Annotated in this window: 23 protein-coding genes; 11 read left to right on the plus strand and 12 right to left on the minus strand. The window is 72.1% G+C overall.

Annotated features, from left to right (window positions below; all coding sequences use genetic code 11):
* Positions 1-9: 9 nt before the first annotated feature.
* Together pepE and ACH4S9_RS13055 are read right to left on the minus strand one after the other, a co-directional pair.
* The gene (gene pepE / locus ACH4S9_RS13050) at positions 10-744 is read right to left on the minus strand and encodes a dipeptidase PepE (protein ID WP_385344220.1); all 735 of its coding nucleotides are present in this window, start codon (positions 742-744) and stop codon (positions 10-12) included.
* A 75-nt stretch (positions 745-819) separates the two neighbouring features.
* Entirely contained in the window at positions 820-1635 is an 816-nt protein-coding gene (locus ACH4S9_RS13055; protein ID WP_398371663.1) for an IclR family transcriptional regulator, read from the minus strand.
* A 161-nt stretch (positions 1636-1796) separates the two neighbouring features.
* On the opposite strand from ACH4S9_RS13055, the gene ACH4S9_RS13060 reads away from it, so the two are divergent.
* The 4 genes from ACH4S9_RS13060 to ACH4S9_RS13075 are packed head-to-tail and all read left to right on the plus strand — an operon-like array spanning position 1797 to position 5967.
* Positions 1797-2759 carry a DUF1177 domain-containing protein gene (locus ACH4S9_RS13060; RefSeq protein WP_311730378.1) on the plus strand — a complete coding sequence of 321 codons (963 nt, stop codon included), beginning with the start codon at positions 1797-1799 and terminating at the stop codon, positions 2757-2759.
* 22 nt (positions 2760-2781) lie between these two features.
* Positions 2782-4461: an OPT family oligopeptide transporter gene (locus ACH4S9_RS13065; RefSeq protein WP_361189597.1), complete on the plus strand. Its 1680-nt coding sequence runs from the start codon at positions 2782-2784 to the stop codon at positions 4459-4461.
* 52 nt (positions 4462-4513) lie between these two features.
* Positions 4514-5329 (plus strand): AroM family protein, encoded by an 816-nt coding sequence (locus ACH4S9_RS13070; protein ID WP_385344226.1) that lies wholly within the window; start codon positions 4514-4516, stop codon positions 5327-5329.
* Complete coding sequence (locus ACH4S9_RS13075; protein WP_398371666.1) at positions 5326-5967, plus strand: aspartate/glutamate racemase family protein; 642 nt, start codon at positions 5326-5328, stop codon at positions 5965-5967. The genes ACH4S9_RS13070 and ACH4S9_RS13075 overlap by 4 nt, the downstream gene beginning before the upstream one ends.
* Positions 5968-6021: 54 nt before the next feature.
* Here ACH4S9_RS13075 and ACH4S9_RS13080 read toward each other — a convergent pair whose 3' ends face one another.
* The 4 genes from ACH4S9_RS13080 to glgX all read right to left on the minus strand — a co-directional run bounded on the left by ACH4S9_RS13080 (position 6022) and on the right by glgX (position 13473).
* Positions 6022-7251 carry a HEAT repeat domain-containing protein gene (locus tag ACH4S9_RS13080; RefSeq protein WP_398371668.1) on the minus strand — a complete coding sequence of 410 codons (1230 nt, stop codon included), beginning with the start codon at positions 7249-7251 and terminating at the stop codon, positions 6022-6024.
* Entirely contained in the window at positions 7248-9128 is a 1881-nt protein-coding gene (locus tag ACH4S9_RS13085; RefSeq protein ID WP_358847342.1) for an ABC transporter ATP-binding protein, read from the minus strand. The genes ACH4S9_RS13080 and ACH4S9_RS13085 overlap by 4 nt, the downstream gene beginning before the upstream one ends.
* Complete coding sequence (locus ACH4S9_RS13090) at positions 9125-10930, minus strand: ABC transporter ATP-binding protein (RefSeq protein WP_398371671.1); 1806 nt, start codon at positions 10928-10930, stop codon at positions 9125-9127. The genes ACH4S9_RS13085 and ACH4S9_RS13090 overlap by 4 nt, the downstream gene beginning before the upstream one ends.
* Positions 10931-11091: 161 nt before the next feature.
* On the minus strand, positions 11092-13473 hold the full coding sequence (gene glgX / locus ACH4S9_RS13095) for a glycogen debranching protein GlgX (RefSeq protein WP_398371673.1): 2382 nt from the start codon (positions 13471-13473) through the stop codon (positions 11092-11094).
* Between the two features lie 342 nt (positions 13474-13815).
* On the opposite strand from glgX, the gene ACH4S9_RS13100 reads away from it, so the two are divergent.
* The 5 genes from ACH4S9_RS13100 to ACH4S9_RS13120 all read left to right on the plus strand — a co-directional run bounded on the left by ACH4S9_RS13100 (position 13816) and on the right by ACH4S9_RS13120 (position 18098).
* Positions 13816-15045, plus strand: a complete 1230-nt coding sequence (locus ACH4S9_RS13100; protein ID WP_398371849.1) for an Ig-like domain-containing protein — start codon at positions 13816-13818, stop codon at positions 15043-15045.
* A gap of 78 nt (positions 15046-15123) precedes the next feature.
* Positions 15124-15891: an enoyl-CoA hydratase-related protein gene (locus ACH4S9_RS13105; RefSeq protein WP_311730368.1), complete on the plus strand. Its 768-nt coding sequence runs from the start codon at positions 15124-15126 to the stop codon at positions 15889-15891.
* A gap of 360 nt (positions 15892-16251) precedes the next feature.
* Positions 16252-16755 (plus strand): ATP-binding protein, encoded by a 504-nt coding sequence (locus ACH4S9_RS13110; RefSeq protein WP_311730367.1) that lies wholly within the window; start codon positions 16252-16254, stop codon positions 16753-16755.
* Between the two features lie 437 nt (positions 16756-17192).
* On the plus strand, positions 17193-17810 hold the full coding sequence (locus ACH4S9_RS13115; RefSeq protein WP_311730366.1) for a peptidoglycan recognition family protein: 618 nt from the start codon (positions 17193-17195) through the stop codon (positions 17808-17810).
* A gap of 78 nt (positions 17811-17888) precedes the next feature.
* Positions 17889-18098 (plus strand): EF-hand domain-containing protein, encoded by a 210-nt coding sequence (locus ACH4S9_RS13120; RefSeq protein ID WP_311730365.1) that lies wholly within the window; start codon positions 17889-17891, stop codon positions 18096-18098.
* Positions 18099-18148: 50 nt separating this feature from the next.
* Here the strand turns inward: ACH4S9_RS13120 and ACH4S9_RS13125 are convergent, their stop codons facing one another.
* The 6 genes from ACH4S9_RS13125 to ACH4S9_RS13150 all read right to left on the minus strand — a co-directional run bounded on the left by ACH4S9_RS13125 (position 18149) and on the right by ACH4S9_RS13150 (position 21476).
* Positions 18149-18457: a hypothetical protein gene (locus tag ACH4S9_RS13125; RefSeq protein ID WP_311730364.1), complete on the minus strand. Its 309-nt coding sequence runs from the start codon at positions 18455-18457 to the stop codon at positions 18149-18151.
* Between the two features lie 45 nt (positions 18458-18502).
* Positions 18503-19057: a GH25 family lysozyme gene (locus ACH4S9_RS13130; protein WP_311730363.1), complete on the minus strand. Its 555-nt coding sequence runs from the start codon at positions 19055-19057 to the stop codon at positions 18503-18505.
* A 193-nt stretch (positions 19058-19250) separates the two neighbouring features.
* Complete coding sequence (locus tag ACH4S9_RS13135; RefSeq protein ID WP_311730362.1) at positions 19251-20117, minus strand: UbiA family prenyltransferase; 867 nt, start codon at positions 20115-20117, stop codon at positions 19251-19253.
* 111 nt (positions 20118-20228) lie between these two features.
* A complete protein-coding gene (locus ACH4S9_RS13140; protein WP_385344261.1) occupies positions 20229-21068 on the minus strand; it encodes a hypothetical protein in 840 nt (279 codons plus the stop codon).
* 13 nt (positions 21069-21081) lie between these two features.
* Entirely contained in the window at positions 21082-21318 is a 237-nt protein-coding gene (locus ACH4S9_RS13145; protein ID WP_361189620.1) for a hypothetical protein, read from the minus strand.
* Positions 21315-21476, minus strand: a complete 162-nt coding sequence (locus ACH4S9_RS13150; RefSeq protein ID WP_361189623.1) for a hypothetical protein — start codon at positions 21474-21476, stop codon at positions 21315-21317. The genes ACH4S9_RS13145 and ACH4S9_RS13150 overlap by 4 nt, the downstream gene beginning before the upstream one ends.
* Before the next feature lie 164 nt (positions 21477-21640).
* Here ACH4S9_RS13150 and ACH4S9_RS13155 point away from each other — a divergent pair, with 164 nt between their 5' ends.
* Positions 21641-22468 (plus strand): helix-turn-helix transcriptional regulator, encoded by an 828-nt coding sequence (locus tag ACH4S9_RS13155; protein ID WP_361189626.1) that lies wholly within the window; start codon positions 21641-21643, stop codon positions 22466-22468.
* On the plus strand, positions 22465-22689 hold the full coding sequence (locus tag ACH4S9_RS13160) for a DUF397 domain-containing protein (RefSeq protein WP_358847350.1): 225 nt from the start codon (positions 22465-22467) through the stop codon (positions 22687-22689). Before ACH4S9_RS13155 ends, ACH4S9_RS13160 begins: the two co-directional genes overlap by 4 nt.
* The last annotated feature ends 4 nt before the right edge of the window (positions 22690-22693 follow it).

Raw genomic sequence — 22693 nt, forward strand, 5'->3', positions numbered from 1 at the left:
CCGCGTGGGTCAGCAGGCGGGGCTGTCGAACCGCGGGCGCTCGTCCAGCAGGGCGCTCAGGTCCGCGCCGGGGCCGAGCTCCGCAGGGGCCGCGCCACGCTGGAACAGGACGGCTCCGGCCGCGATCCCGCCGAGCGTCAGCCGGTCGTCCGCGTCCCTGCTCAGCCAGGTGCCCTCGCGCAGCCCCACCACCGGCACGTCGTTCTCCTCCAGGAACTGCTCCAGCCGCTCGGCGCGCGTCTCGCCCATGTGGCCGAGGTCCGGCCGCGGGTCCAGGTAGTGCGGGTTGATCTGGAAGGGCAGCAGGCCCAGGGCCTCGAAGCTGGGCGGCTGCACGATCGGCATGTCGTTGGTGGTGCGCAGGGTCGGGCAGGCCATGTTGGTGCCCGCGCTCGACCCGATGTACGGCGCGCCCGCCGCCACCCGCTCGCGGATGGCCCGCACCAGACCGTGCTCGTGCAGGGCCTTCAGCAGCCGGAAGCTGTTGCCGCCGCCCACGAACACCGCCTCCGCGCCGCCGATCAGCTCGGCGGGGTCGGCGGCGGTGTGCGCGCCGGTCACCTCGATGCCCAGGGGCTCCAGCGCCTTGGCCACCTGCGCGGTGTAGCCGTCCCGGTCGGCCAGGGCGTACGGCACGAACACCAGCCGGCGTACGCCGTCGAGCAGCGCGCCGATCTCCTCCCGCGCGTGCTCCAGGTAACCGTGCCCGGGGGCGGTGGAGTTGGACAGCAGCAGCAACCGCATGGTGGATGGCCCTTTCTGGGACGGACAGAACAAATGTGGCGCGGCGGCTCGGCGCCACACATGTGGCGCAGCCGCTCAGCGCCCGTCGCGGCGCGGCGGGACCTGCCGCGGGCGGGTCGGCGTCAGCAGCTTGCCCAGGTCCGCGGCGTACTGCTGAAGCGGGCCGGTCAGCTCCTCCTGGCGGCCCCGCAGGTCATCGAGGGCCGCGGTCAGGGACAGCGTGCCCACCGGGCGCCTTCCGACGAGCACCGGGACCGCGAGCGCCGCGGTCTGCGGATCGTACTCGCCCTCGGAGTACGCGTAGCCGAGGCGCCGCACCTCGGCGAAGCGCTCCTCCAGCCGCACCGGATCGGTCAGCGTGTTCTCGCTGAACCGCGCCATCGGGCGGCCGTACAGCAGGACGGCCCGATCGCCGGGCGGCAGCATACCGAAGTAGGCCCGCGAGGTGGCCCCGGCGTGTGCCGGGTACAGCTCGCCCGCCAGGGCGTAGTAGCGCAGCGGGCCGGTCGCCCCGTCCGCGGCCGTGACACAGCGCATGTGGACCCCGTCCGGCACCGCGAAGAGCGCGCCGACCCCGGCCGACTCGGCGAGCGCCTCCAGCGTGGGCCGGACCAGGCTGGCCATGCCGCCGCCGCGCTCCCACACACGTGACAGATGCCACACCGCCGGGCCCAGCCGGTAGCGGCGGGTGCGCTGGTCGGAGACCAGGAAGCCGCGGTACGCCAGCGCGGCCAGCAGCCGCTGCGCGACCGACTTGTCCAGGCGGAACTCCGCGGCCACTTCGGTGACGCCCCACTCGGGGCGCTCCCGGTCGAAGGACAGCAGGACATTGAGGACGCGGTCCGCGGTCTGCAAAGGCGGCGGACCGGTTACGGGTGACTGCTCGGCCATGAAGGAAGAGTAAACAATCCCGCATATCGAGAAAACATTGCGCTCGGCGGAACGGTCGGCTGACTCTGGGGCGACCGGAACCCGGGCCTCCTCATCGCCGCTCGCCCGGACCGGCTGTCCGACCGCGTCACCCGCGACCTCGCTCGTCCTGAGAGGCCCCCGTGCTCAAACACGTCCTTGAGATCATCGAACTCCTCGACCGCCCGCAGACCAGCGGGGAGCTGCTCGCCGACCACCTGCGGGCCGTCCAGACCGCGGCCGGGGCCGACCCGGCGACCGCGCCGCGGATCGAGGTACGCACGGTCGAGGGCGACAAGGGCAGCACGGACTTCGTCTCCGTCACCGTCCCCGGCCGCCGCGGCCGGGCCGCGGGCGGCGACGCGCCGACCCTCGGCATCCTCGGCCGGCTCGGCGGAGTCGGCGCCCGGCCGGAGCGGATCGGCCTGGTCTCCGACGCCGACGGGGCGGTTGCGGCGCTGTCCGCCGCCGCCAAGCTGCTGGACATGCACGCCCGCGGCGACGTCCTGGACGGCGATGTGACCCTCTCCACCCATGTGTGCGGATGGGCCCCCACCCAGCCGCACGACCCGGTGCCCTTCATGGACTCCCCGGTGGACACCCTGGTGTGCAACCGCGAGGAGATCTCCCCCGAGATGGACGCGGTCGTCTCCATCGACACCACCAAGGGAAACCGGCTGCTCAACCACCGCGGCCTCGCCCTGTCGCCGACGGTCCGCGAGGGCTGGATCCTCCGGGTGAGCGAGGACCTGGTGTCGATCCTGGAGACCGTCACCGGGGAGCCCGCCCGCGTGCTGCCCATCACCACGCAGGACATCACCCCGTACGGCAACGGGGTGCACCACCTCAACTCCATCCTCCAGCCCGCCGTCGCCACCAAGGCCCCCGTCGTCGGCCTCGCCATCACCGCCGCCACCGCCGTGGCCGGCTGCGCCACCGGCGCCAGCCACGAGACCGACATCGCGGCCGCCGCCCGGTTCGCGATCGAGACCGCCAAGGAGTTCGGCCGCGGAGTCGCGCGCTTCCTCGACGACGAGGAGTTCGCGCGCCTGGTCGAGCTGTACGGCCCCATGACCCACCTTCAGGCGCCCGTCCCCGCGCAGTGAGCCCACGCGCCCAGGAGTCCCCATGAACGACTCGAACACCCAGACCGCCGCGGAGGCCACCTCCGCGCCGGTCGAAGCTCACCCCAGAGCCTTCGAACCGATCACCCTCGTCATCACCATCCTGATGTCAGTCCTCGGCGCCCTGATCGGCATCGTGCTGATCACCTCGCTCGGCGTGTCCCCCAACACGGCCGTGATCGGCGCCCTGGTGGCGATGCTGATCGGGCGCATCCCGGTCGGCATGCTGGCCCGGATGCGCTCCCAGCACCGGCAGAACCTGGTGCAGTCGGCGATCTCCGGCTCCACCTTCGCCGCCGCCAACTCCCTCCTCACCCCCATCGCCGTGCCCTTCGCCCTGGGCCGTACCGACCTGGTGTGGCCCATGCTCGGCGGCGCCGTCATCGGGCTGGCCGTCGACAGCTGGGTGCTGTACCGGGTGTTCGACTCCAAGCTGCTGCCCGCCACCGGCTCCTGGCCCGCGGGCATCGCCGCGGCCGAGACCATCAAGGCCGGGGACACCGGCGGGCGCAAGGCCGCGGTGCTCGGCGTGGGCGCGCTCGTCGGCCTGGTCGGCGCGCTGTTCAAGTTCCCCACCAGCGCCGCGGGCGTCGGCTTCCTCGGCAACATCTGGGCGCTCGCGATGTTCGGCATCGGGCTGGCCGCCGGCCAGTACGCCCCGGACTTCGGCTTCGACCTGGGCGCCGAGCGGGTGCCGCACGGCCTGATGGTCGGCGCCGGGCTGGTCGCCCTGATCCAGGCGCTGCTGCTGATGCGGACCCGCAAGGGGCGTGGCGACGGCCCGGCGTCCGCCCATGACACCGTCTCCGCTTCCGATGACGACGAGCGTACGGTCAAGGCCCCGCAGCTGCGCCGCGGTCTGCTCGAGGGCATGGGGCTGTTCGTGTGCGGCGCGATCGTGGTCGCCATCGCGGGCGGAGTGGCCGGCCGGCTGTCCGTCCCCGCCCTGGTCGGCTGGGTGGCGCTCGCCGGAATCGCCGCCATCGTGCACCAGCTCATCGTGGGCCTGGCGGCCATGCACTCCGGGTGGTTCCCGGCCTTCGCGGTCACCCTGATCTTCCTGATCATCGGCCTGGTCCTGCACATCCCGACCGTGCCGCTCGCCCTGATGGTGGGCTACACGGCCTCCACCGGCCCCGCCTTCGCCGACCTCGGCTACGACTTCAAGGCCGGCTGGCTGCTGCGCCGGGACGCCGTGCCGTGGCAGCCCTTCGAGATCGAGGGGCGGCGCCAGCAGTACCTCGCCCAGCTCGTCGGCTTCGGTGTCGCGCTCGTCGTGGTGGCCGTCGCGTGGAAGTCGTTCTTCTCGGACGGGCGGGTGCCGCCGGTGTCCGAGGTGTACGTGGCCACCATCAAGGGCGGCCTGGAGCCCGGCACCATGACCACCATGCTGCTGTGGGCGATCCCCGGAGCGCTCATCCAGTTCCTCGGCGGCCCGTCCCGGCAGATGGGCGTCCTGCTGGCCACCGGTCTGCTGGTGGCCACGCCCGACGCCGGGTGGATGGTGCTCGGCGCCCTGGCCATCCGCCAGGCGTACACGATGTGGCGGCGGCGCGGGCTGACCGATGCGAAGGCCCGCAAGGAGTGCGACGAGCAGTCGGAGAACGATCTGTCGCTCGTGGGCGCGGGCCTGGTGGCCGGAAGCTCGCTGAACGACGTGGGCCAGCTCACGAAGGCCCTGTGACCCGCCACGTGGCCTGTCACCACACGCCCCGCACACGGAAGGAGCCTCACCCGTGACCGCCCCGGTCCTGAACCCGGAGCCGGAGCCGGAGCTCGCGGCGGACCGCGTCCGCCCGAGCGCCCCGGCCCTCGGCCTCGTCACCATCGGCCAGGCCCCGCGCGCCGATCTGCGGCCCGACGCCGAACCACTGCTGCCGGGGGTGCGCCTCGTGGAACACGGCGCACTCGACGGCGAGCGGTTCGACGGCCCCGCCGAGCAGGAGACCCGCCGGCTGCTCGCCCCCGAGCCCGGCGAGGCCCCGCTGGTCACCCGGCTGCGCGACGGCGGCTCGGTGATGCTCGGCCACACCGCGCTGGTCCCGCGCATCGAGCGGGCCGTCGCCCGCGCGGAGCGGGACGGCGCCGCCGCGACCCTGCTGCTGTGCACCGGCCACTTCCCCGCCGTACGGGCGGACCGGCCGCTGCTGTTCGCCGAACCGCTGGTGCTGCGCGGCGTCGCGGCAGCCGTCGGCTCCGACCCGGTGGGCATCGTCTGCCCCCACCCGGACCAGGCCGAGGACGCGACCCGCCGCTGGTCCGACGTACTCTCCGGCGAGGTCCGGGCCGCCCCCGCCAATCCCTACGCGCCGCCCGAGCAGGCCCTGGACGAGGTGGCGGCCGCCGCGCGCGCCCTCGCCGAGGCCGGCAGCTCCTGGATCGTCCTGGACTGCATCGGCTACACCGAGCGGATGCGGGAGGCCGCGGTCCGCGCCGCAGGCCGCCCCGTCCTCCTGGCCAGGGCCATCGCGGTCCGCATGGCGGGGGAGGTGGTGGCCGCCTTCGGCCGCCCCTCCGAGACGCCCGCGGCCCGCCCCGGGAGCGGCTCATGAACGCGCACATCGGCGTGATCCGCGTCCTCACCAGCGATGACGCCTCGACCGTGGCGGCCCACGGCAGGGTGATCGAGGAGCGGTACGGCATTCCGGCCGTCTCCCGCTGCATCCCCGGGCAGCCGCACGGCATCCACGACGACGAGTCCGAGCGCCGCGCCGAACCGAAGATCGTGGCCCTGGCCCGCGAACTGGCCGCCGACGGGGCCGGGACCCTGGTCATCAGCTGCGCCGCCGACCCGGCGCTGGAACGCACCCGCGAGGCGGTCGACGTGCCGGTGATCGGCGCCGGCTCGGCGGCCGCCGCCGTGGCGCTCGGCCTCGGCAGCCGCGTCGGGGTGCTGGGCATCAGGGACGAGGCGCCGCCCGCCGTGCGCGCGGTCCTCGGCGAGCGCTTCGCCGGGGAGGCACGGCCGCGGGGCGTGCACCGTACGACGGACCTTCAGGCCCCCGAGGGCCCCGCGGCGGTGCTGGAGGCCGCGGCCGGGCTGGTCGAGTCGGGCGCGGACACCCTGCTGCTGGCCTGCACCGGCCTGAACACGATCGGGATCCGCCCGCTGCTGGAGGACCGGCTGGGGGTGCCGGTCGTGGACCCGGTGCTCGCCGCCGGGCTGATGGCCTCGTACACGCGGAGCTGAGCGGAGCGGGTGCCGGTATGGAGCGGGGCCCTGTGGCTCAGCAGAAGGCCCGGCTCAGTAGGTCAGCCACCACCCGTGTTCCGGCACCTCCTCCGGGTGTTCCCACTCGTGCAGCACCTGGGTCAGCTCGTAGGTCTCCAGCTCGTCGGCCGGGGCGGCGAGCCGGGCCCGGATGGCCGGCATCAGGACCTCGGCGTGCGCGCTCATCCGGCGCAGGGCGATGTAGACCTCCTTGCGCCGTTCGGGCAGGGCTTTCAGGAGCGCGGGGAGGGCGCGCGCGTCGTCCATCCGGCCCAGGGTGACCGAGGCCTTCCAGCCGATCACTGGGTCGGACTGGGCGCGGGCGAGGTCGTCGCGTACGGCCTCGGGCGGCGGGTAGTGCCGGGCGAGGCCGAACAACGCGGCCGAACGCAGCGCCGGTTCGGGGTGGCTCAGCAGCCGCCCGAGCGCCGCCGCCAGCGGCTGGGACCGGGGGCGGTCGTACAGCATGCCCCCGGCGATCTCGACGGCCAGCTGGGTGGGCGCCTCGGAGATCAGCCGGAGGATGTGCGCCACCCGGGTCCGCCTCCGCTCCGGGGAGGGCGCGTACCTCCGGCCGAACCATCCGGCCCGCTCCTCGAAGGCGTAGGACACGAGCCATTCCACACTGCCCCACTCCGCCCAGGCCAGCGGCTCCAGCACCGCGCCGCCGCCCTTGACCACCCCCGACACCAGGGCGTCGGCGACGGCCTCGTCGTACGCTCCACGGCGCTCCAGGGCCAGCGCGGCGGTCAGCCGCAGCCCCGGCCGGTCGGCGGCGGTGAGCCACTCGCGGAGCACGCGGGCCGCCGGGTCGTCGGCCGTCGCGGAGGTCCCGGCCGCGCGGCTGATCACCAACAGCAGCGCGGCCCGGACGGTTTCGTCCTCGACCTGGTCGAAGCAGGCCAGGAGCCGGGGGAGGAGGGCGGCGAGAGCGGCCTCGTCCAGGCGCGCGTACGCCAGCACATGCGCGGCGATCCGCCCGATGCGTGGGTCAGCGTGTGCCACGCGCCGCAGCACCGCGTCCACCCCGTGTTCCAGGGCCAGCGCCAGTGCGTCGAGCCACTCGCACGGGCGCTCGACCGGGGCGCCTGCCAGGTCGCCTGCCAGGTCGGCGAGCAGGAGATCCAGCGCCTCGCCGGAGGCCTCGCCCGGCGTGTCCAGGTCGAATTCGAAGTCGTCCGCGAACGCGAGTGACTCCACCTCCACCGCGCTGCCGGCGGTCTGCACAGCGTCTCCCCCGTCGTCCCCATCGGTGGCGGTCAAACCAAGCTCTCCCGCCATGCTTGGTGCAGCGCCGCGAACCGGCCCTCGCCCGCGATCAGCCGCTGCGGCGAGCCGTCCTCGACGACCCGGCCGTCCGCCATCACCAGCACCCGGTCGGCGATCTCCACCGTCGACAGGCGGTGGGCGATGACGACGGCGGTGCGGCCGTGCAGCACCGTGTGCATGGCGCGCTGCACCGCGCGCTCGCCCGGGATGTCGAGCGAGGACGTCGCCTCGTCCAGGATCAGCACGGACGGGTCGGCGAGCAGCGCCCGGGCGAAGGCCACGAGCTGGCGCTGGCCCGCCGAGATCCGGCCGCCGCGCTTGCGCACATCGGTGTCGTAGCCGTCGGGCAGGGCGGCGATGAAGTCGTGTGCGCCGATGGCCTTGGCCGCGTGCTCGATCTCGGCGCGGGTGGCGTCGGGGCGGCCGATGGCGATGTTGTCGGCGACCGTGCCGGAGAACAGGAACGCCTCCTGGGTGACCATCACCACGCCGCGGCGCAGCTCCGGTGTGGCCAGCTCGCGCAGGTCCACGCCGTCGAGCAGGACCCGGCCGCCGGTGGGGTCGTAGAAGCGGGCGAGCAGCTTGGCGAGGGTGGACTTGCCCGCTCCGGTCGCGCCCACCACGGCCACCGTCTGCCCGGCGGGCAGCGTGAGGTCGAAGCGGGGCAGCACCTCGCCGCCCGTACGGTAGGCGAAGCGCACGCCGTCGAAGACCACCTCGCGGCCGGGCAGTTCGGCGGAGCGCGGCGGCAGCGGCCTGGGGTCGGTGGGCTCGGCCACCGAGGGCCGCTGGGCGAGCAGGCCCGCGATCTTCTCCAGCGACGCGGCCGCCGACTGGTACGAGTTCAGGAACATCCCCAGCCGGTCGATGGGGTCGTAGAGCCTGCGCAGATACAGCGCGGCCGCGGCCAGCACGCCCAGCGCCAGGCCCCCGGAGGCCACCCGGTACGCGCCCCACAGGACGATCGCGGCCACCGCCGTGTTGGCCACCAGCCGGGAGCCGACCACATAGCGGGCCATCTCCAGGATCGCGTCCCCGTTCACCCGCTCGTGGCGGTGGTTGAGCGCGTGGAAGTCCGCGTCGTTGACCCGCTCGCGGCGGAACGCCTGCACCGGCCGGATGCCGTTCATGGTCTCGGTGAACTTGACGATGACGGCGGCGATGGCCGTGGACCGCTTGCGGTAGACGAGCATGGAGCGGCGCTGGAAGAGGCGGACAAGCAGATACAGCGGCCAGAAGGAGAGCACGGCCGCCGCGCCCAGGCCCCAGTCCAGATACAGCAGCATCACCGAGATGTAGAAGCCGGAGAGAACGACGCCGAGCAGTTCGTCCAGCCCTTCGTTGAGCAGCTCGCGCAGCGACTCGACGTCCGTGGTGGCGCGGGAGATCAGCCGTCCCGAGGTGTAGCGCTCGTGGAAGTCCACGCTGAGCGCCTGCGCATGGCGGAAGATCCTGCCCCGCAGATCGAGCAGCACGTCCTGGCTGATCCGGGCCGAGGTGCGGATGAAGGTGTACTGGAGCGCCCCGGAGGCCAGCGCGCAGCCGAGGTAGGCGACGCCGACGGCGATGAGCGGGCCGTGGCCGCCGTCGCGGAAGGCGGGCACGGCGGTGTCGATGGCGTACGCGACGAGCAGCGGGCCGGCCTGCACCGCGGCCTGCTGGAGGAGCAGCAGGACGGCCGCGAACCAGACCCGGCCGCGGCGCGGGGCGAGCAGCGAGCGCAGCAGCGTGAGGGAGGCGCCCTTCGGGGTGGGCAGCACGTCCTGGTCGAAGGGGTCGCCGTCCGGGGTCGCCCCGGGCTTGTCCACGGCCCGGTCTGCCTTCGTGCCGGTTCCGGTGCCGGTTCCGGTGCCGGGAGCGGTCTGGGTCATCGGGCCTCCTCCCGTTCGTCACCGGACATCAGCGACCGGTACTCCGCGCTGTCGCGCAGCAGTTGGTGGTGGGTGCCGACGGCGGTGATACGGCCTTCGGAGAGCAGTGCGACGCGGTCGGCGAGCAGCACCGTCGACGGGCGGTGGGCGACCACCAGCGCCGTCGTCGTGGCCAGGACCTGGCGGAGCGCGGCCTCCACCAGGGCCTCGGTGTGCACGTCCAGCGCGGACAGCGGATCGTCGAGGATGAGGAAGCGGGGCTGCCCGACGACGGCGCGCGCGAGGGCGAGGCGCTGGCGCTGACCGCCCGACAGGCTCAGTCCCTGCTCGCCGACCTGGGTGTCGGTGCCCTTCGGCAGGGCGTGTACGAAGTCGGCCTGGGCCACGTCGAGCGCCCGCAGGAGATCCGCCTCGGTGACCTCGGCCGCGCCCATCATGACGTTTTCACCGGCCGTCGCCGAGAAGAGCGTGGGCTCCTCGAACGCGACGGCGACCAGCTCGCGCAGCTCGTCCCGGGGGAGGGCGGTGATGTCCCGCCCGTCGAGGGTGATCCGGCCGTGCGTCAGCTCGTGGAGGCGCGGCACCAGGGCGGTGAGCGTGGTCTTGCCGGAGCCCGTCGCCCCGACCAGGGCCATCGTCTCGCCGGAGCGGATGTGCAGATCCACCCCGGCCAGCACGGGCGGGGCGTCCGGCGGCGCGTCCGCGTAGCGGAACTCCACGCCCGCGAAGCGCAGCCCGTCCCGGGGCGCGCTGCCGTTGCTCGGCACGCTGCCGCTGCTCGGCGCGCTGCCGTTCCGCGTCGCGGAGGCCTGCTGTGCTGCGGCCTCTTGTGTTGCGGGCTGCGGCTCGGCCGTCGGCTCGTCCATCACCTCGAAGAACCGGTCCGTCGCGGTCGCCGCGTCCTGGCTCATCGCCAGCAGAAAGCCCAGCGACTCCACCGGCCAGCGCAGCGTCAGCGCCGTGGAGAGGAAGGCGACGAGCGTGCCCGCCGACAGTTCGTCGTTGGCGACCTGCACCGTGCCGAGCACCAGGGCCGTGCCGATGGCCAGCTCGGGCAGGGTCATGATCAGCGCCCAGATCGTGGCCAGCAGGCCCGCCTTGCGCAGCTCCGTCGAGCGGACCCGCTCCGTCAGCGCCCGGAAGGCGCGGGCCTGGCTGCGGTGGCGTCCGAAGCCCTTGACGATCCGGACGCCGAGCACCCCCTCCTCGACCACCGTGGTCAGATCGCCCGTCTGGTCCTGGACGGCGCGGGCGACGACCGCGTACCGCGTCTCGAAGACGGAGCAGAGGACCACCAGCGGCACGGCCGGAAGCAGCAGGACCAGGCCCAGCGTCCACTGCTGCGCGAACAGGATGGCGAACCCGGCGAGGACCGTGACCCCGTTGACCACCAGGAAGGTGAGCGGGAAGGCGAGGAACATCCGCAGCAGCATCAGGTCGGTCGTCGCGCGCGAGAGCAGCTGCCCGGACGACCAGCGGTCGTGGAAGGAGACCGGCAGCCGCTGAAGATGCCGGTACAGGTCGGTGCGCATCGAGGCCTCCACGGCGGCCAGCGGGCGGCCCACCAGCCAGCGCCGCAGCCCGAACAGCCCCGCCTCCGCGATCCCGAGGACCAGCAGCAGGGCGCCGCCCAGCCACACCCCGCCCGGGTCCCGGTCGGCCACCGGCCCGTCCACCATCCACTTCAGCACGAGCGGGATGACCAGGCCCAGACAGGAGGCCACGACCGCGACCCCGGCCGCCGTGAAGAAGCGCGCTCTGACCGGGCGCAGATACGGCCACAGGCGCGAGAGGGAGCGCACGGCCGAGCGCCCGCGCCCCGCGTTCCTCGCCGACGGACTTCCCGCTTCCCCCTCTGCCTCCCCCTCCGCGTCGCTCCGGTGCGTTTCCCTTTCCGGTCCCCTGAGTCGTTCATCTGTCGCAGCCATCACCTGCCGAGGTTACGGTCCGGCACTGACAGCGCTCACTCGGTTTTCCGGTCCGCCTCCGTGGCCGTGACGGCGCGTAGGAGCAGCACCGCGCGCTCAGGGAGCACGATCGGCGAGCCGGCGCGATGGGGGGTGCTCGGGGGCGCGTCCTGGTCCTCCCGCGAGGTGTCCAGCAGGAGCTCGTACGAGGCGGCCCAGGGCGGGCCGGGGAGGGTGAAGTCCACCGGCGCGGGGCCCGAGTGCAGCAGCACCAGGAAGCTGTCGTCGGTGACCGGGGCGCCCCGCGCGTCGCGCTGCGCGATGTGGCGGCCGGACAGATACAGGCCGAGCGCGGCGGTCGGCGCGTACCAGTCCTCCTCGGTCATCTCGGTGCCCCGCGCGGTGAACCAGGCCAGGTCGCGCAGCCCGTCGGGGCCCTGCGCGCGGCCGGAGAAGAAGGTCCTGCGGCGCAGCACGGGGTGGTCGCGGCGCAGCCGGACCAGACGGGCGGTGAGGTCGGCGAGCGCGCGCCAGCCCGGGTCCTCCAGCAGCGCCCAGTCCAGCCAGCCGGTCTCGTTGTCCTGGCAGTACGCGTTGTTGTTGCCGCCCTGGGTGCGGCCCATCTCGTCGCCCGCGACCAGCATCGGGACGCCGGTGGACAGCAGCAGCGTGGTGAGCAGATTGCGCAGCTGGCGGCGGCGCAGCGCCCGTACGGCCGGGTCCTCGGTCTCGCCCTCGGCGCCGTGGTTCCAGGAGCGGTTGTCGTCGGTGCCGTCGCGGTTGCCCTCGCCGTTGGCCTCGTTGTGCTTGCGGTCGTAGCTCACCAGGTCGCGGAGGGTGAAGCCGTCGTGCGCGGTGATGAAGTTGACCGAGGCGTACGGGCCCCGGCCGCCCCACGCGTACAGGTCGCTGGAGCCGGACAGCCGGGTGCCGAGGTCGCGTACGTCGGGCAGGGCGCCGCGCCAGAAGTCGCGCACCGCGTCGCGGTAGCGGTCGTTCCACTCCGTCCACAGCGGGGGGAAGGCGCCGACCTGGTAGCCGCCGGGGCCCACGTCCCACGGCTCGGCGATCAGCTTGACACGGCGCAGCACCGGGTCCTGGGCGATGACCGACAGGAAGGGGGAGAGCATGTCCACGTCGTGCGCGGAGCGGGCGAGGGTGGCGGCGAGGTCGAAGCGGAAGCCGTCCACGCCCATCTCGGTCACCCAGTAGCGCAGCGAGTCCGTGATCAGCCGCAGTACGTGGGGCCGCACCACATGCAGGGTGTTGCCGCAGCCCGTGTAGTCGGCGTAGCGGCGCGGGTCCTGCTGGAGGCGGTAGTAGCCGCGGTTGTCGATGCCGCGCAGCGAGAGCGTGGGCCCCAGTTCACCGCTCTCGGCGGTGTGGTTGTAGACCACGTCGAGGATCACCTCGATGCCCGCGTCGTGCAGCGCGCGCACCATCCGCCGGAACTCGCCGACCTGCGCGCCGCGGGTGCCGGTCGCCGCGTACGCGCCGTGCGGCGCGAAGTAGCCGATGGAGTTGTAGCCCCAGTAGTTGCGCAGCCCGCGCCGCAGCAGATGGTCCTCGTGGGCGAACTGGTGCACCGGCAGCAGCTCCACGGCCGTCACCCCGAGCCGGGTGAGGTGCTCGATCGCGGCCGGGTGCGCGAGCCCGGCGTAGGTGCCGCGCAGCTCGGGCGGGATGCCGGGGTGGCGCTTGGTGAAGCCGCGCACATGGAGTTCGTAGAGGACGGTGTCGGCCCAGGGGGTCTTCGGGCGCCGGTCGTCGAGCCACTCGTCGGGCGGGCCGCCCGGGTCGTCGTCGCCGACGACCACGCCCTTGGGGACGTACGGCGCCGAGTCGCGGTCGTCGCGCACCGTGTCGGCGATGTGCTGCTGCGGCCAGTCCCGCACATGGCCGTAGACCTCGGGCGGCAGGGGGCCGTGCCAGGGGCGGGGAACGACCCCCGCGCCCGCGAAGTCGCCGTCCACGGCGCGGGCGTACGGGTCGAGCAGCAGCTTGGCGGGGTTCCAGCGGGCGCCGGTCCACGGGTCCCAGCGGCCGTGCACCCGGTAGCCGTACCGCCGCCCGGGGAGCACGCCGGGCACGAAGCCGTGCCAGATCTCATGCGTCCGCTCGGTGAGCGGACATCGGATCTCGGTGCCGTCGTCGTCGAACAGACACACCTCCACGGCCTCCGCGCCCCCGGCCCACAGCGCGAAGTTGATGCCCACCACCCCGCCGGGCCCGGTCCGCACCCGCGCCCCGAGCGGCTGCGCGCTGCCCGGCCACACCGGGGCGCCCCCGGCGGGCTCGCCGTGCGGGTCGGGGAGGGCCGCGGGCGCGGGCGGCGGCCCCGAGTCCGCGCGGCGGGCGCCGAGTTCGATGGCCGCCGCGCCCGAGCGGGGCCTGGGCAGCCCGTTGTGCGCCGTCCTGTGGTCGGCTGCGTTCGACACGTGGCGCCTCCGGCGTTCGCGGCTGAGCCCGCGCGGCGTCCCGTGCCGCGCGGAGTGCTGCCGCCCTCTCACCTGTTCTGCCCGCGATCGGGTCAAGCATCACGTTTCGCCCCGCACGCCCGGGGCTGAGCGGTCTTGACCCCTCCCACCTGGGACGCAACCGTGACATTGGACCGGCAGCCCATTGTCGGTGACATGTGATTACCTGTCACCGGCGCGTATGCGCGCATGTGCGCAGTGTCTTCGGGGGTGCCGCGGGACGCGGCGCGGGGTGAGGGGAGAGCCGTAGTGGAAGACCAGCCGATATCGGGGCCGTCGGGGTCGATGGGGCCGTCGGGGTCGATGGGGCCGATGGGGTCATTGACGAGGCGGGGCCGCAGGGGGCTGCCCGCGCTGCTGACCGGGGCGATGCTGCTGCTCGTGGCCGCCTGCGGCGGCGGTGACGGCGGGTCGGACGACGGGAAGAAGAAGGACGGCGACAAGGGCGGGGGCGGCGTCAAGACCTCGCGCGCCGTCGTGGCGATCGCGCCGAAGGACGGGGCGAAGGGCGTCGACACCCAGGGCGCGCTCAAGGTGACCTCGGAGAAGGGCCGGCTCACCTCCGTCAAGGTCAAGGACGCCAAGGGCAACGAGGTGGACGGGAAGATCGCCGCGGACGGCGCCAGTTGGCGGCCCGCCCGGCATCTGCGCTCCGACACCACATACACGGTCGACGCGGTCGCCAAGGACTCCCAGGGCCTGACCGCCGCGAAGCACTCCGCCTTCACCACCCTCCGCCCCAAGAAGACCTTCCTCGGCGTCTTCACACCGGAGGACGGCTCCAAGGTCGGCGTCGGAATGCCGGTCTCGATCCGCTTCTCCCGGGGCATCACCGACCCCGGGGCCGTGGAGCGCGGCATCGAGGTCTCGGCCTCCCCGTCGGTGCCCATCGAGGGCCACTGGTTCGGCAACGACCGGCTGGACTTCCGGCCGGAGAAGTACTGGGCGCCGGGCACCAAGGTCACCCTCCGGCTGAACCTCGACGGCATCGAGGGCCGGCCGGGTGTGTACGGGGAGCAGACGAAGACCGTCAAGTTCACCGTCGGCCGCAGCCAGGTCTCCGTGGTCGACGCCAAGAGCAAGAAGATGGTGATCAAGCGGGACGGCAAGACCATCAAGACCCTCCCCATCACCTCCGGCGCGCCCGGCTACGAGACGTACAACGGCAAGATGGTCATCAGCGAGCGGCTCGCGGTGACCCGGATGAACGGCGCCACGGTCGGTTACGACGGCGAGTACGACATCAAGGACGTGCCGCACGCGATGCGGCTGTCCACCTCGGGCACGTTCATCCACGGCAACTACTGGGCGGGCCGGCCGACCTTCGGCTCGGCGAACGTCAGCCACGGCTGCGTCGGCCTCTTCGACCAGCGGGGCGGCGGCGACAGGTCGACCCCGGCGGCCTGGTTCTTCCGCAACTCGATCATCGGTGACGTGGTGGTGGTGAAGAACTCGAACGACCGGACCATCCAGCCGGACAACGGGCTCAACGGATGGAACATGTCGTGGTCGAAGTGGAAGGCCGACCAGTAGGAGACCAGTAGGCGCGGGAGGCAGCGCGGAGAACGGCCGGTCTGTGGGCCGCGTGCTAACGGACGCTAACCTGCGGCCATGACTGTGAACCTCGAGGTCGCCGAGGGCGTCGGCACCATCCGGCTGGACCGCCCGCCCATGAACGCGCTGGACATCGCCACACAGGACCGGTTGCGGGAACTCGCCGAGGAGGTGACCGGCCGCGACGACGTACGGGCCGTGGTGATCTGGGGCGGCGAGAAGGTGTTCGCGGCCGGCGCGGACATCAAGGAGATGCGGGACATGGACCACGCCGGGATGGTGGCCCGGTCCCGCGCCCTCCAGGACTCCTTCACCGCCGTCGCCCGGATCCCCAAGCCCGTCGTCGCCGCCGTCACCGGCTACGCCCTCGGCGGCGGCTGCGAGCTGGCGCTGTGCGCCGACTACCGGATCGCCGGCGAGAACGCCAAGCTCGGCCAGCCGGAGATCCTGCTCGGCCTGATCCCGGGCGCGGGCGGCACCCAGCGGCTGGCCCGGCTGATCGGCCCGTCCCGCGCCAAGGACCTCATCTTCACGGGCCGTCAGGTCAAGGCCGACGAGGCGCTGACGCTCGGTCTTGTGGACCGCGTCGTACCGGCGGAGGAGGTCTACGAGCAGGCGCACGCCTGGGCGGCCCGGCTGGCGCGGGGTCCGGCGATCGCGCTGCGCGCGGCCAAGGAGACGGTGGACGCGGGTCTGGAGACCGACCTGGAGACGGGTCTCGCCATCGAACGCAGCTGGTTCGCGGGGCTGTTCGCCACCGAGGACCGCGAGATCGGGATGCGGAGCTTTGTGGAGGAAGGGCCGGGGAAGGCCAAATTCCGGTGAGCGGCGGCCCGGGCGGCGGCCGCCGCCCGGGTTTCCGGCCGGGTTTGCGCGAGGGTTTCCGCCCGGGTCTGCGCGAGGGTTTCCGCGCGCGTTCCGGGCCGGGTTTCCGCGCGGGTTCGGGCCCGGCGGATGCCCCGTGCGAGCGAATTTGTTTGGCCACTCGCGGACCCTTGGACAACCCGGTCCGGTACGCTGGGTGATCGCGCATACGCGGCGTGATATCGCTGGTCAGGTGGGGTATTTGGGCCATCTCGCGGCCGCTGGCATATGTTGGACCGGGTTTGTGGAGCCTAGGGCTCGGGTGTTCGGAATCCCACGGTTCCGCCCCCAAGGGCCTGTCGGGCGGCCATGATGGGGGGCATGGCGGGCTTGGAGGGTATGGAGCAGCCGCAGCGGCGCATCGGTACGGCCGCGGCTCGGCGCGCGCCGTCCGTCGATGACGAATCGGCCGCCAAGGCGGTCGACCTGTTCGGAAATCCCGCGGTCGACGAGGTGCGGCTGCCTTCCCGTCCGGAATCGGCGGGCACCGCCCGCCGGCTGGCCGAATACGTCGTCCTGCGTGACTGGGGCCTGACCCATCAGCTGGCCGAATACACCGTGCTGCTGGTATCCGAACTGGTGGGCAATGCCGTGCGGCACACCGGAGCCCGCACCTTCGGGCTGCGGATGCTGCGGCGGCGCGGCTGGATCAGGGTGGAGGTCCGCGATCCGTCGCGCGGGCTGCCCTGTCTGATGCCGGTGGCCGAGCTCGATACGAGCGGGCGGGGGCTGATGCTGGTGGATCTGCTCTCCCAGCGGTGGGGGGCGGATCTGCTGCCGCGCGGCAAGACGACCTGGTTCGAGATGCGGGTGACCGAGCCCTGACCGTCCCGGCGGGGCGCCCGCCGGATGCCTGCCGTATGCCCGCCGTATGACGAAGAGGCCCCTGCCGTCGGTTCGCGACGACGCGGGGCCTCTTTCGTGTGCGCCACGGATGGAAAGGGGTGTCATCTGTGGCAGAGGGGTGAACGACCTGGCCCGGGTCGATGGGGGTCGCCCGTTTCACTATCGCAGAGGCCCGATGCCGCGACCAACTCAATCCAAGGTGAGGTATGACACCCGCCTTGTTAATGGTGGGCAGTCGTGAGGCATTTCCTTTGCGTTGTCTTTGCGTAAGGCGGATTTTCAGAGGTCCATACCGTGACACGAATTCTTTCTTTGCCTCGCAATCCTTGGCATGGCCCTGTCGACACCCCACCATGGAACGGCGCTACGCGCGTCACACCCCCACTGTCACGGCTATGGATCCCGGGAGACCCCCCATGGAAACGCACGGCCGCACCCCGTCACGCCGTACCCTGCTGCGCTCCGGCGCCTACCTCGGCGCCGCCGCGGCGGGGCTCACCGCCGCCACGACCCCCGCACGCGCCGAGGCCAGACACGATCGCGCGGCCGTCGCCTACCCACCCACCCACTGGATCCCGGCCAGCACCTCCAACTACCGGGTCTCCAGCCGCCCCACCTCGTATCCGATCGACTTCGTCGTCATCCATGTGACGCAGGAGACGTTCCAGGACGCGATGAAGATCTTCCAGAACCCGGCCAAGCAGGTTTCCGCGCACTACATGGTCGCCTCGGCCGACGGCTACATCGGCCAGTTCGTGCGCGAGAAGGACGTCGCCTGGCACGCGGGGAACCGGGATTACAACAACCGCAGCATCGGCATCGAGCACGAGGGCTGGGTCGACAAGCCGGAGTACTTCACGGACGAGATGTACGCCTCCTCCGCGGCCCTGACCGCGGCCGTCTGCGACCGCTACGGCGTGCCCAAGACCCGGGCCCACATCATCGGCCACGACGAGGTGCCGAGCGCCGACCACACCGACCCCGGCCAGTACTGGGACTGGGACCGCTACATCGACCTGGTGAAGTCGGCCTGAGCCGCGGCCGCGCGGGCCCCGGGCCCCCGGCCCGCTAATCTGTGCGGGTCAGACAAGCGCACAGAAGGGGTGGATCACGTGGCGGACATCGAGGCGGCGCGGAAAGCGTTCGAGCGGTACGACCTCAACGGGGACGGACTGATCAGCGCGGCCGAGTACAAGAGCGTGATGGCTCAGCTGGGGGACCCGTACGTCACGGAGCCGGTCGCCCAGGCCGTGATCAACTCCCATGACTCGAACGGCGACGGACTGCTCTCCTTCGAGGAGTTCTGGGCGGCCCAGAACTAAGGACTGAACCCGGCGCTCCGGCGCCCGGAGCCCGCGGCGCGGCCGGCGGATCACCGCCAGCCGCGCCGCTGCGCGCTCGCCCGCCGCCGGCGGTCGTTGCACAGCAGACAGCGGCCATATCCGGGCGGCAGCGGGTCGTCCTTGTCCCCGTACAGCGGGTCGACCGCGCCGCGCGGATGCTCGGGGCAGCCCGTGGCGCCATGCGCCGCCCCCAGCGCCCCGGCGGCCGCGAGCGCCCGGCGCAGCGCGTCGGAGAGCTGCTCGGCCTCCTGCCCGGAGGGCGCGGCGTCCAGGGCGAAGGCGATGTCCGACGCGGTGGTCAGCGCGCTGCGGAGTTCGCGCAGGTCTGCGTAGCTCATACCGGAAGGGTAGGCGCCGCCACCGACAGCGCCCCCGGGCGCCGGTTATTCCTTGCGGGCCCAGGCGACCAGGTCGGCCTTGCTGCCGAAGCGCGCCACGTTCTTGTCCACCGGGTGCTCGGCGTACTGGTGGATCCGCCACGTCGCCTTGATGCGCGGCTCGCCCGCCGTCACATAGTCGGCGATCCACAGCCCGTCCCCGGCATACGACGTGGTGTCGATGTTCAGCCAGTAGGTGCGGTTGCAGTAGAGCAGCACCCGGTGGCCCGGGCGGAGCTTCTTGACCTCCCTTATGAACCGGTCCTTCTCGGCGTTGCTCGCGTGGGTGCCCTCGGAGGTGGTCTCCCAGTCCACGGCGAGCAGATCGTGCGACTGGGAGGCGCACTTCTCCACGAAATAGGCGGCCTGGGCCGCGATGTTGCCGGGCCACAGGAAGTGGTAGAAGCCGACCACGCACCCCGCCGAGCGGGCGCGGGCCGCCTGTGCGGACTGGCGTGGGTTGATGTACGAACGGCCCTCAGTCGCCTTGACGAAGACGAAGGCGAGTCCGTCCGTGTCGAACGTGCTCTGATGCGAACTGACGTCGATGCCGCGCAGCATGCTGCCTGCCTTGAGGAGAGACGGAGTGTGGGGGGAGGCTGGGGAAGAGTCTGTGTCCTTGTCATGCCCGGTGAGGGGCGGTGTGCACCGCAGACTGCGCAGGCTAACGAGGCGTCAGGCGCGGCTCAACCGGAGCGGGAGGTTTGCCCGATGCCCGGGCGCGCACCTCGCCGGTCTGCTATAGCCGCTCATTTCAGCCGGTCAGAAGGCTGAGCAGCAGCACGGCCGCGATCACCAGATGGGTCACGTACTGGGAGACCATGAAGGCCCGGTAGGGAGCGCGTTCCCGCCCGCTGGCGGGATGCTGACACAGCCAGGAGATCCACCCGGCGCCGCCCGCCAGCACCACGGCCGCGGCCAGCAGCGGCGGGTCGTATACGAGGGCGCCGGCGACGAACGCCAGGGCCACCGCCGGCGCGCAGACCGCCGTGACCGTACGCGCCGCCTTCTCGCCGCGCACCACCGCGAGCGTACGGCGGCCGCCCTCCCGGTCCCCGGGGATGTCGCCCAGATCCTTCGCGATCGCGCCGACCAGGCCCATCCAGGCCGACATCACGACGGCGTACAGCCAGAAGCCCGGGCGCGGTTCACCGCCCGCGGCCTGAGCGCCTGCGCCATAGGTGCACAGGCCCATGACGATCACGGTGACGGAGGAGGACCAGCTGCGGCGCTTGGCGCTGAGCGGAGGCGCGGAATAGGCCCAGCCGAGGAACAGGCCTGTGCCCACGCATAGAAAAAGCCCCAGGTCACTGAGGCTGAGAAGAAGCGCGGCCGCGGTCGCTGCGGCGATCGCCCAGCGGGCGGCGCGGGCCGGCAGCGCGCCGGAGGCCAGTGGTCGCCGCGAGCCGTTGGCCCGGTCCTCCGGGAGGTCCATCACCCCGTTGAGCAGATAGGCGGAGGCGGTCACGCAGAACCAGGCGAGGGCGCCCAGGGCGATCCGGCCCCAAGGTAACTGGCCTAAGCGGTCACCGGACCCGGCCCCGAGAGCCCCGACGGCGAAGCGGGCGAGGAAGACCACCAGCACGATGGGGCGGGCCTCGCGAAGACACAGCCAGACCACCCTCCGAGCGCGGAGGATAGCTGGTGGTGACTGTGAGGCTGGTGGCATGGGGAAAAATCTAGTAGTTCGACCAGTGCCTCGAACAGACACTCGTCGACGCCATCCGGCCGATCAGGGCTCGATGGCGAAAGCTGAGAGCAGGGTGTCGATCCGCAGGCGCAGCTCGGCGGCCTCGGCACCCGCGACGACGACGGACACCATGTCGGTCGCTGCGGCGGCGTTCGCCAGCCGGACCTCGACCGACTGCCAAGCCCCGGCCATCCGGTGCACGTACCAGCCGTCGTCCGGGTCGCTGTCGTCGGTCCCTTCGAGGCTGAGCGCCACTGTGTCCCAGTCGGTCGGCTCCCAGTCCGTGCCGACGTACCGGGACAACGACTCCATGAATGGGGAGAAGTTCCGCCGGCAGATCCACCCGTCGATGTCGTGCGCCGTCGAGGCGGAGGGCTCGTCCTTCAGGGAACTCGGGCGCAGACCGTCACTCACGGCGTGTTTGTCGCTGATGGTGAGGTGCACGTGCGCCCACAGGTCGAGCCGTCGGCAGGCGCTTTGGGGGTCGTATGCCGCCGTCGGCAGGTTGGGGATGCGCTTGCGCCCGGTCTCGTCCAAGCGATAGGGCACGGCGAACGCCGTGTTCCACCGCTCGATCTCGGGCGCGAAGCGCTCCTCCGCCGTGACGGCGTCCATGTCCAGGTACTGGGCTATCTGCTCCCAACTGCTCCCGCGCTCGCGCTCGTACACGACGGCGTAGCAGAGCAGCCGATCCGCGATCCGCGTCAGGCTCAGCGCCTCGCTGGCCCGCCCTCCCGGGCCGGTGTACGCGTCGTACCGGGTCACCGCGAGCGTGCCGGCCGTCTGGGCCAGGGCGACGGCGCGGTCACTCAGTACCAGGCGCGCCAGGGCGGACCGGGAGAGCTCGTTGCGGTCGTGGTCGTAGGGAGTCGTGTCCGTCACGCGGTACAGGGTTTCACGGGCGGGGTTTGGCTTCCGGAGGGAAGCGGAGGGTGGCGGCATCCGCCGTCCACTCGACGCCGCCCCGGGCGGGGCGCAGGAAGGCGACGCGGCTTCCCGTCATTCTGTGGTCGAAGAGCAGTTCCGTGGTGGCGTGAATCGCCTGGACCACGCCTGTGCGGTCGCTGATCGGGTCGTACGCCTGCTGGCCCGGGCCGGGGGTGCTGTGTGTGCGTGCGTTGGGGTGGTTCACGCGCGCCGCCCTCCAGCCTGCCGAGGCACGTAGACGGCGTGGGTGGGGTGGCGTCGGCGCAGCACCTCGTAGTCGGTCGCCTTGCTGTAGTCCCCGGCTTGTTTGGCCTGCTCGCGCAGCGCGCGGTAGTGGCGGCACTGGGGGCATTGGTCGTTCATTCGGTCGCCTGTTCGGTGTTAGCTAGTTTGGGTGGATCTTTCTTACTTGGATACGCCTTGCGGGCTTTAATTACTGTGTGTACTCCCAGCGTTGCGTTGCGGGGCGGCAACCAACAGGGGTGGCGACACACCAAGTCGGCCTGGGGTGAGGGGAGATCCATGCGATGAGTGAGACGACGAGCGAGGAGCAGGAGCAGGTCAGCGGACCTGCGTTTTTCGGCAAGGAGGTACGGGCCTGGCGGACGCGGGCGGGGATGAGCCAGCGGGAGCTGGGCGAGCGAGCCAACTACGGGCAGCAGTACGTGGCGAAGGTGGAGGCAGGGGAGAGGCTGGCCAGCCGGTCGTTCGCCAAGGTTTGTGATGAGGTCTTCGGTACGCCGGGCACGTTTGCACGGCTCCGGGAGTGGGCCAGCCTGCACGGCTATCCGGCCTGGTTCCTGCCGTACGTTCAGTTGGAGCGGCAGGCGACGGGCATCTCCAACTTCTCCGCCACGTTCATCATGGGCATGTTGCAGACGGCCGACTACGCACGTGCTGTCTTCCGGGCCGCGCATCCACGGGAGGCCGTGGACACGCTTGACGCCAGGGTCGAGCGGCGAATGCGGCGGCGCGAGGTGATGGAGAAGGACTCGCCACCTCTGGTGTGGTGCGTCCTGTACGAAGCCTGCCTACGCGCCGAGGTGGGCGGGCGCGACATCATGAGCGCGCAGATGGCTCATCTCCTGACCGAAGCCGAGTCCCCACACGTGGCTCTTCAGGTACTACCGTTCGGGGCGGGAGCACCCCCAACGCCGGGAGGCTTCACCCTTCTGAGGTTCGACGAAGGGCCGGGCATCGTGTATGCGGATACGGCGATGGCTGGCCAGATGTTCGACACCCCGGAAGAGGTGGAGAGCGCGACTGCCAGGTACGACCGGCTACGGGCCGCTGCTCTGTCTCCGCAGGAGTCGTTAGCCATGATCCGCAGAGTGATGGAGGAGTTCGCCCAATGAGCAGTGCCCTTGATCTGTCCCGCGCCGAATGGGTCAAGTCCAGCCATAGCAGCGGGGATGAAGGGGAGTGCGTCGAGTTCGCTCCCGGCATAGCCACCACCGCCGGTGTCGTCCCCGTCCGGGACAGCAAGAACCCGGCAGGCCCGGCCCTGCTCTTCTCGGCTGCCGCGTGGGGCTCGTTCACGGCTGCCGTGCGGGCCGGGGGTCTTCCGGCTGCCTGAGGGC

It is taken from the genome of Streptomyces sp. NPDC021225 (assembly GCF_044332865.1).
Lineage (GTDB): Bacteria > Actinomycetota > Actinomycetes > Streptomycetales > Streptomycetaceae > Streptomyces.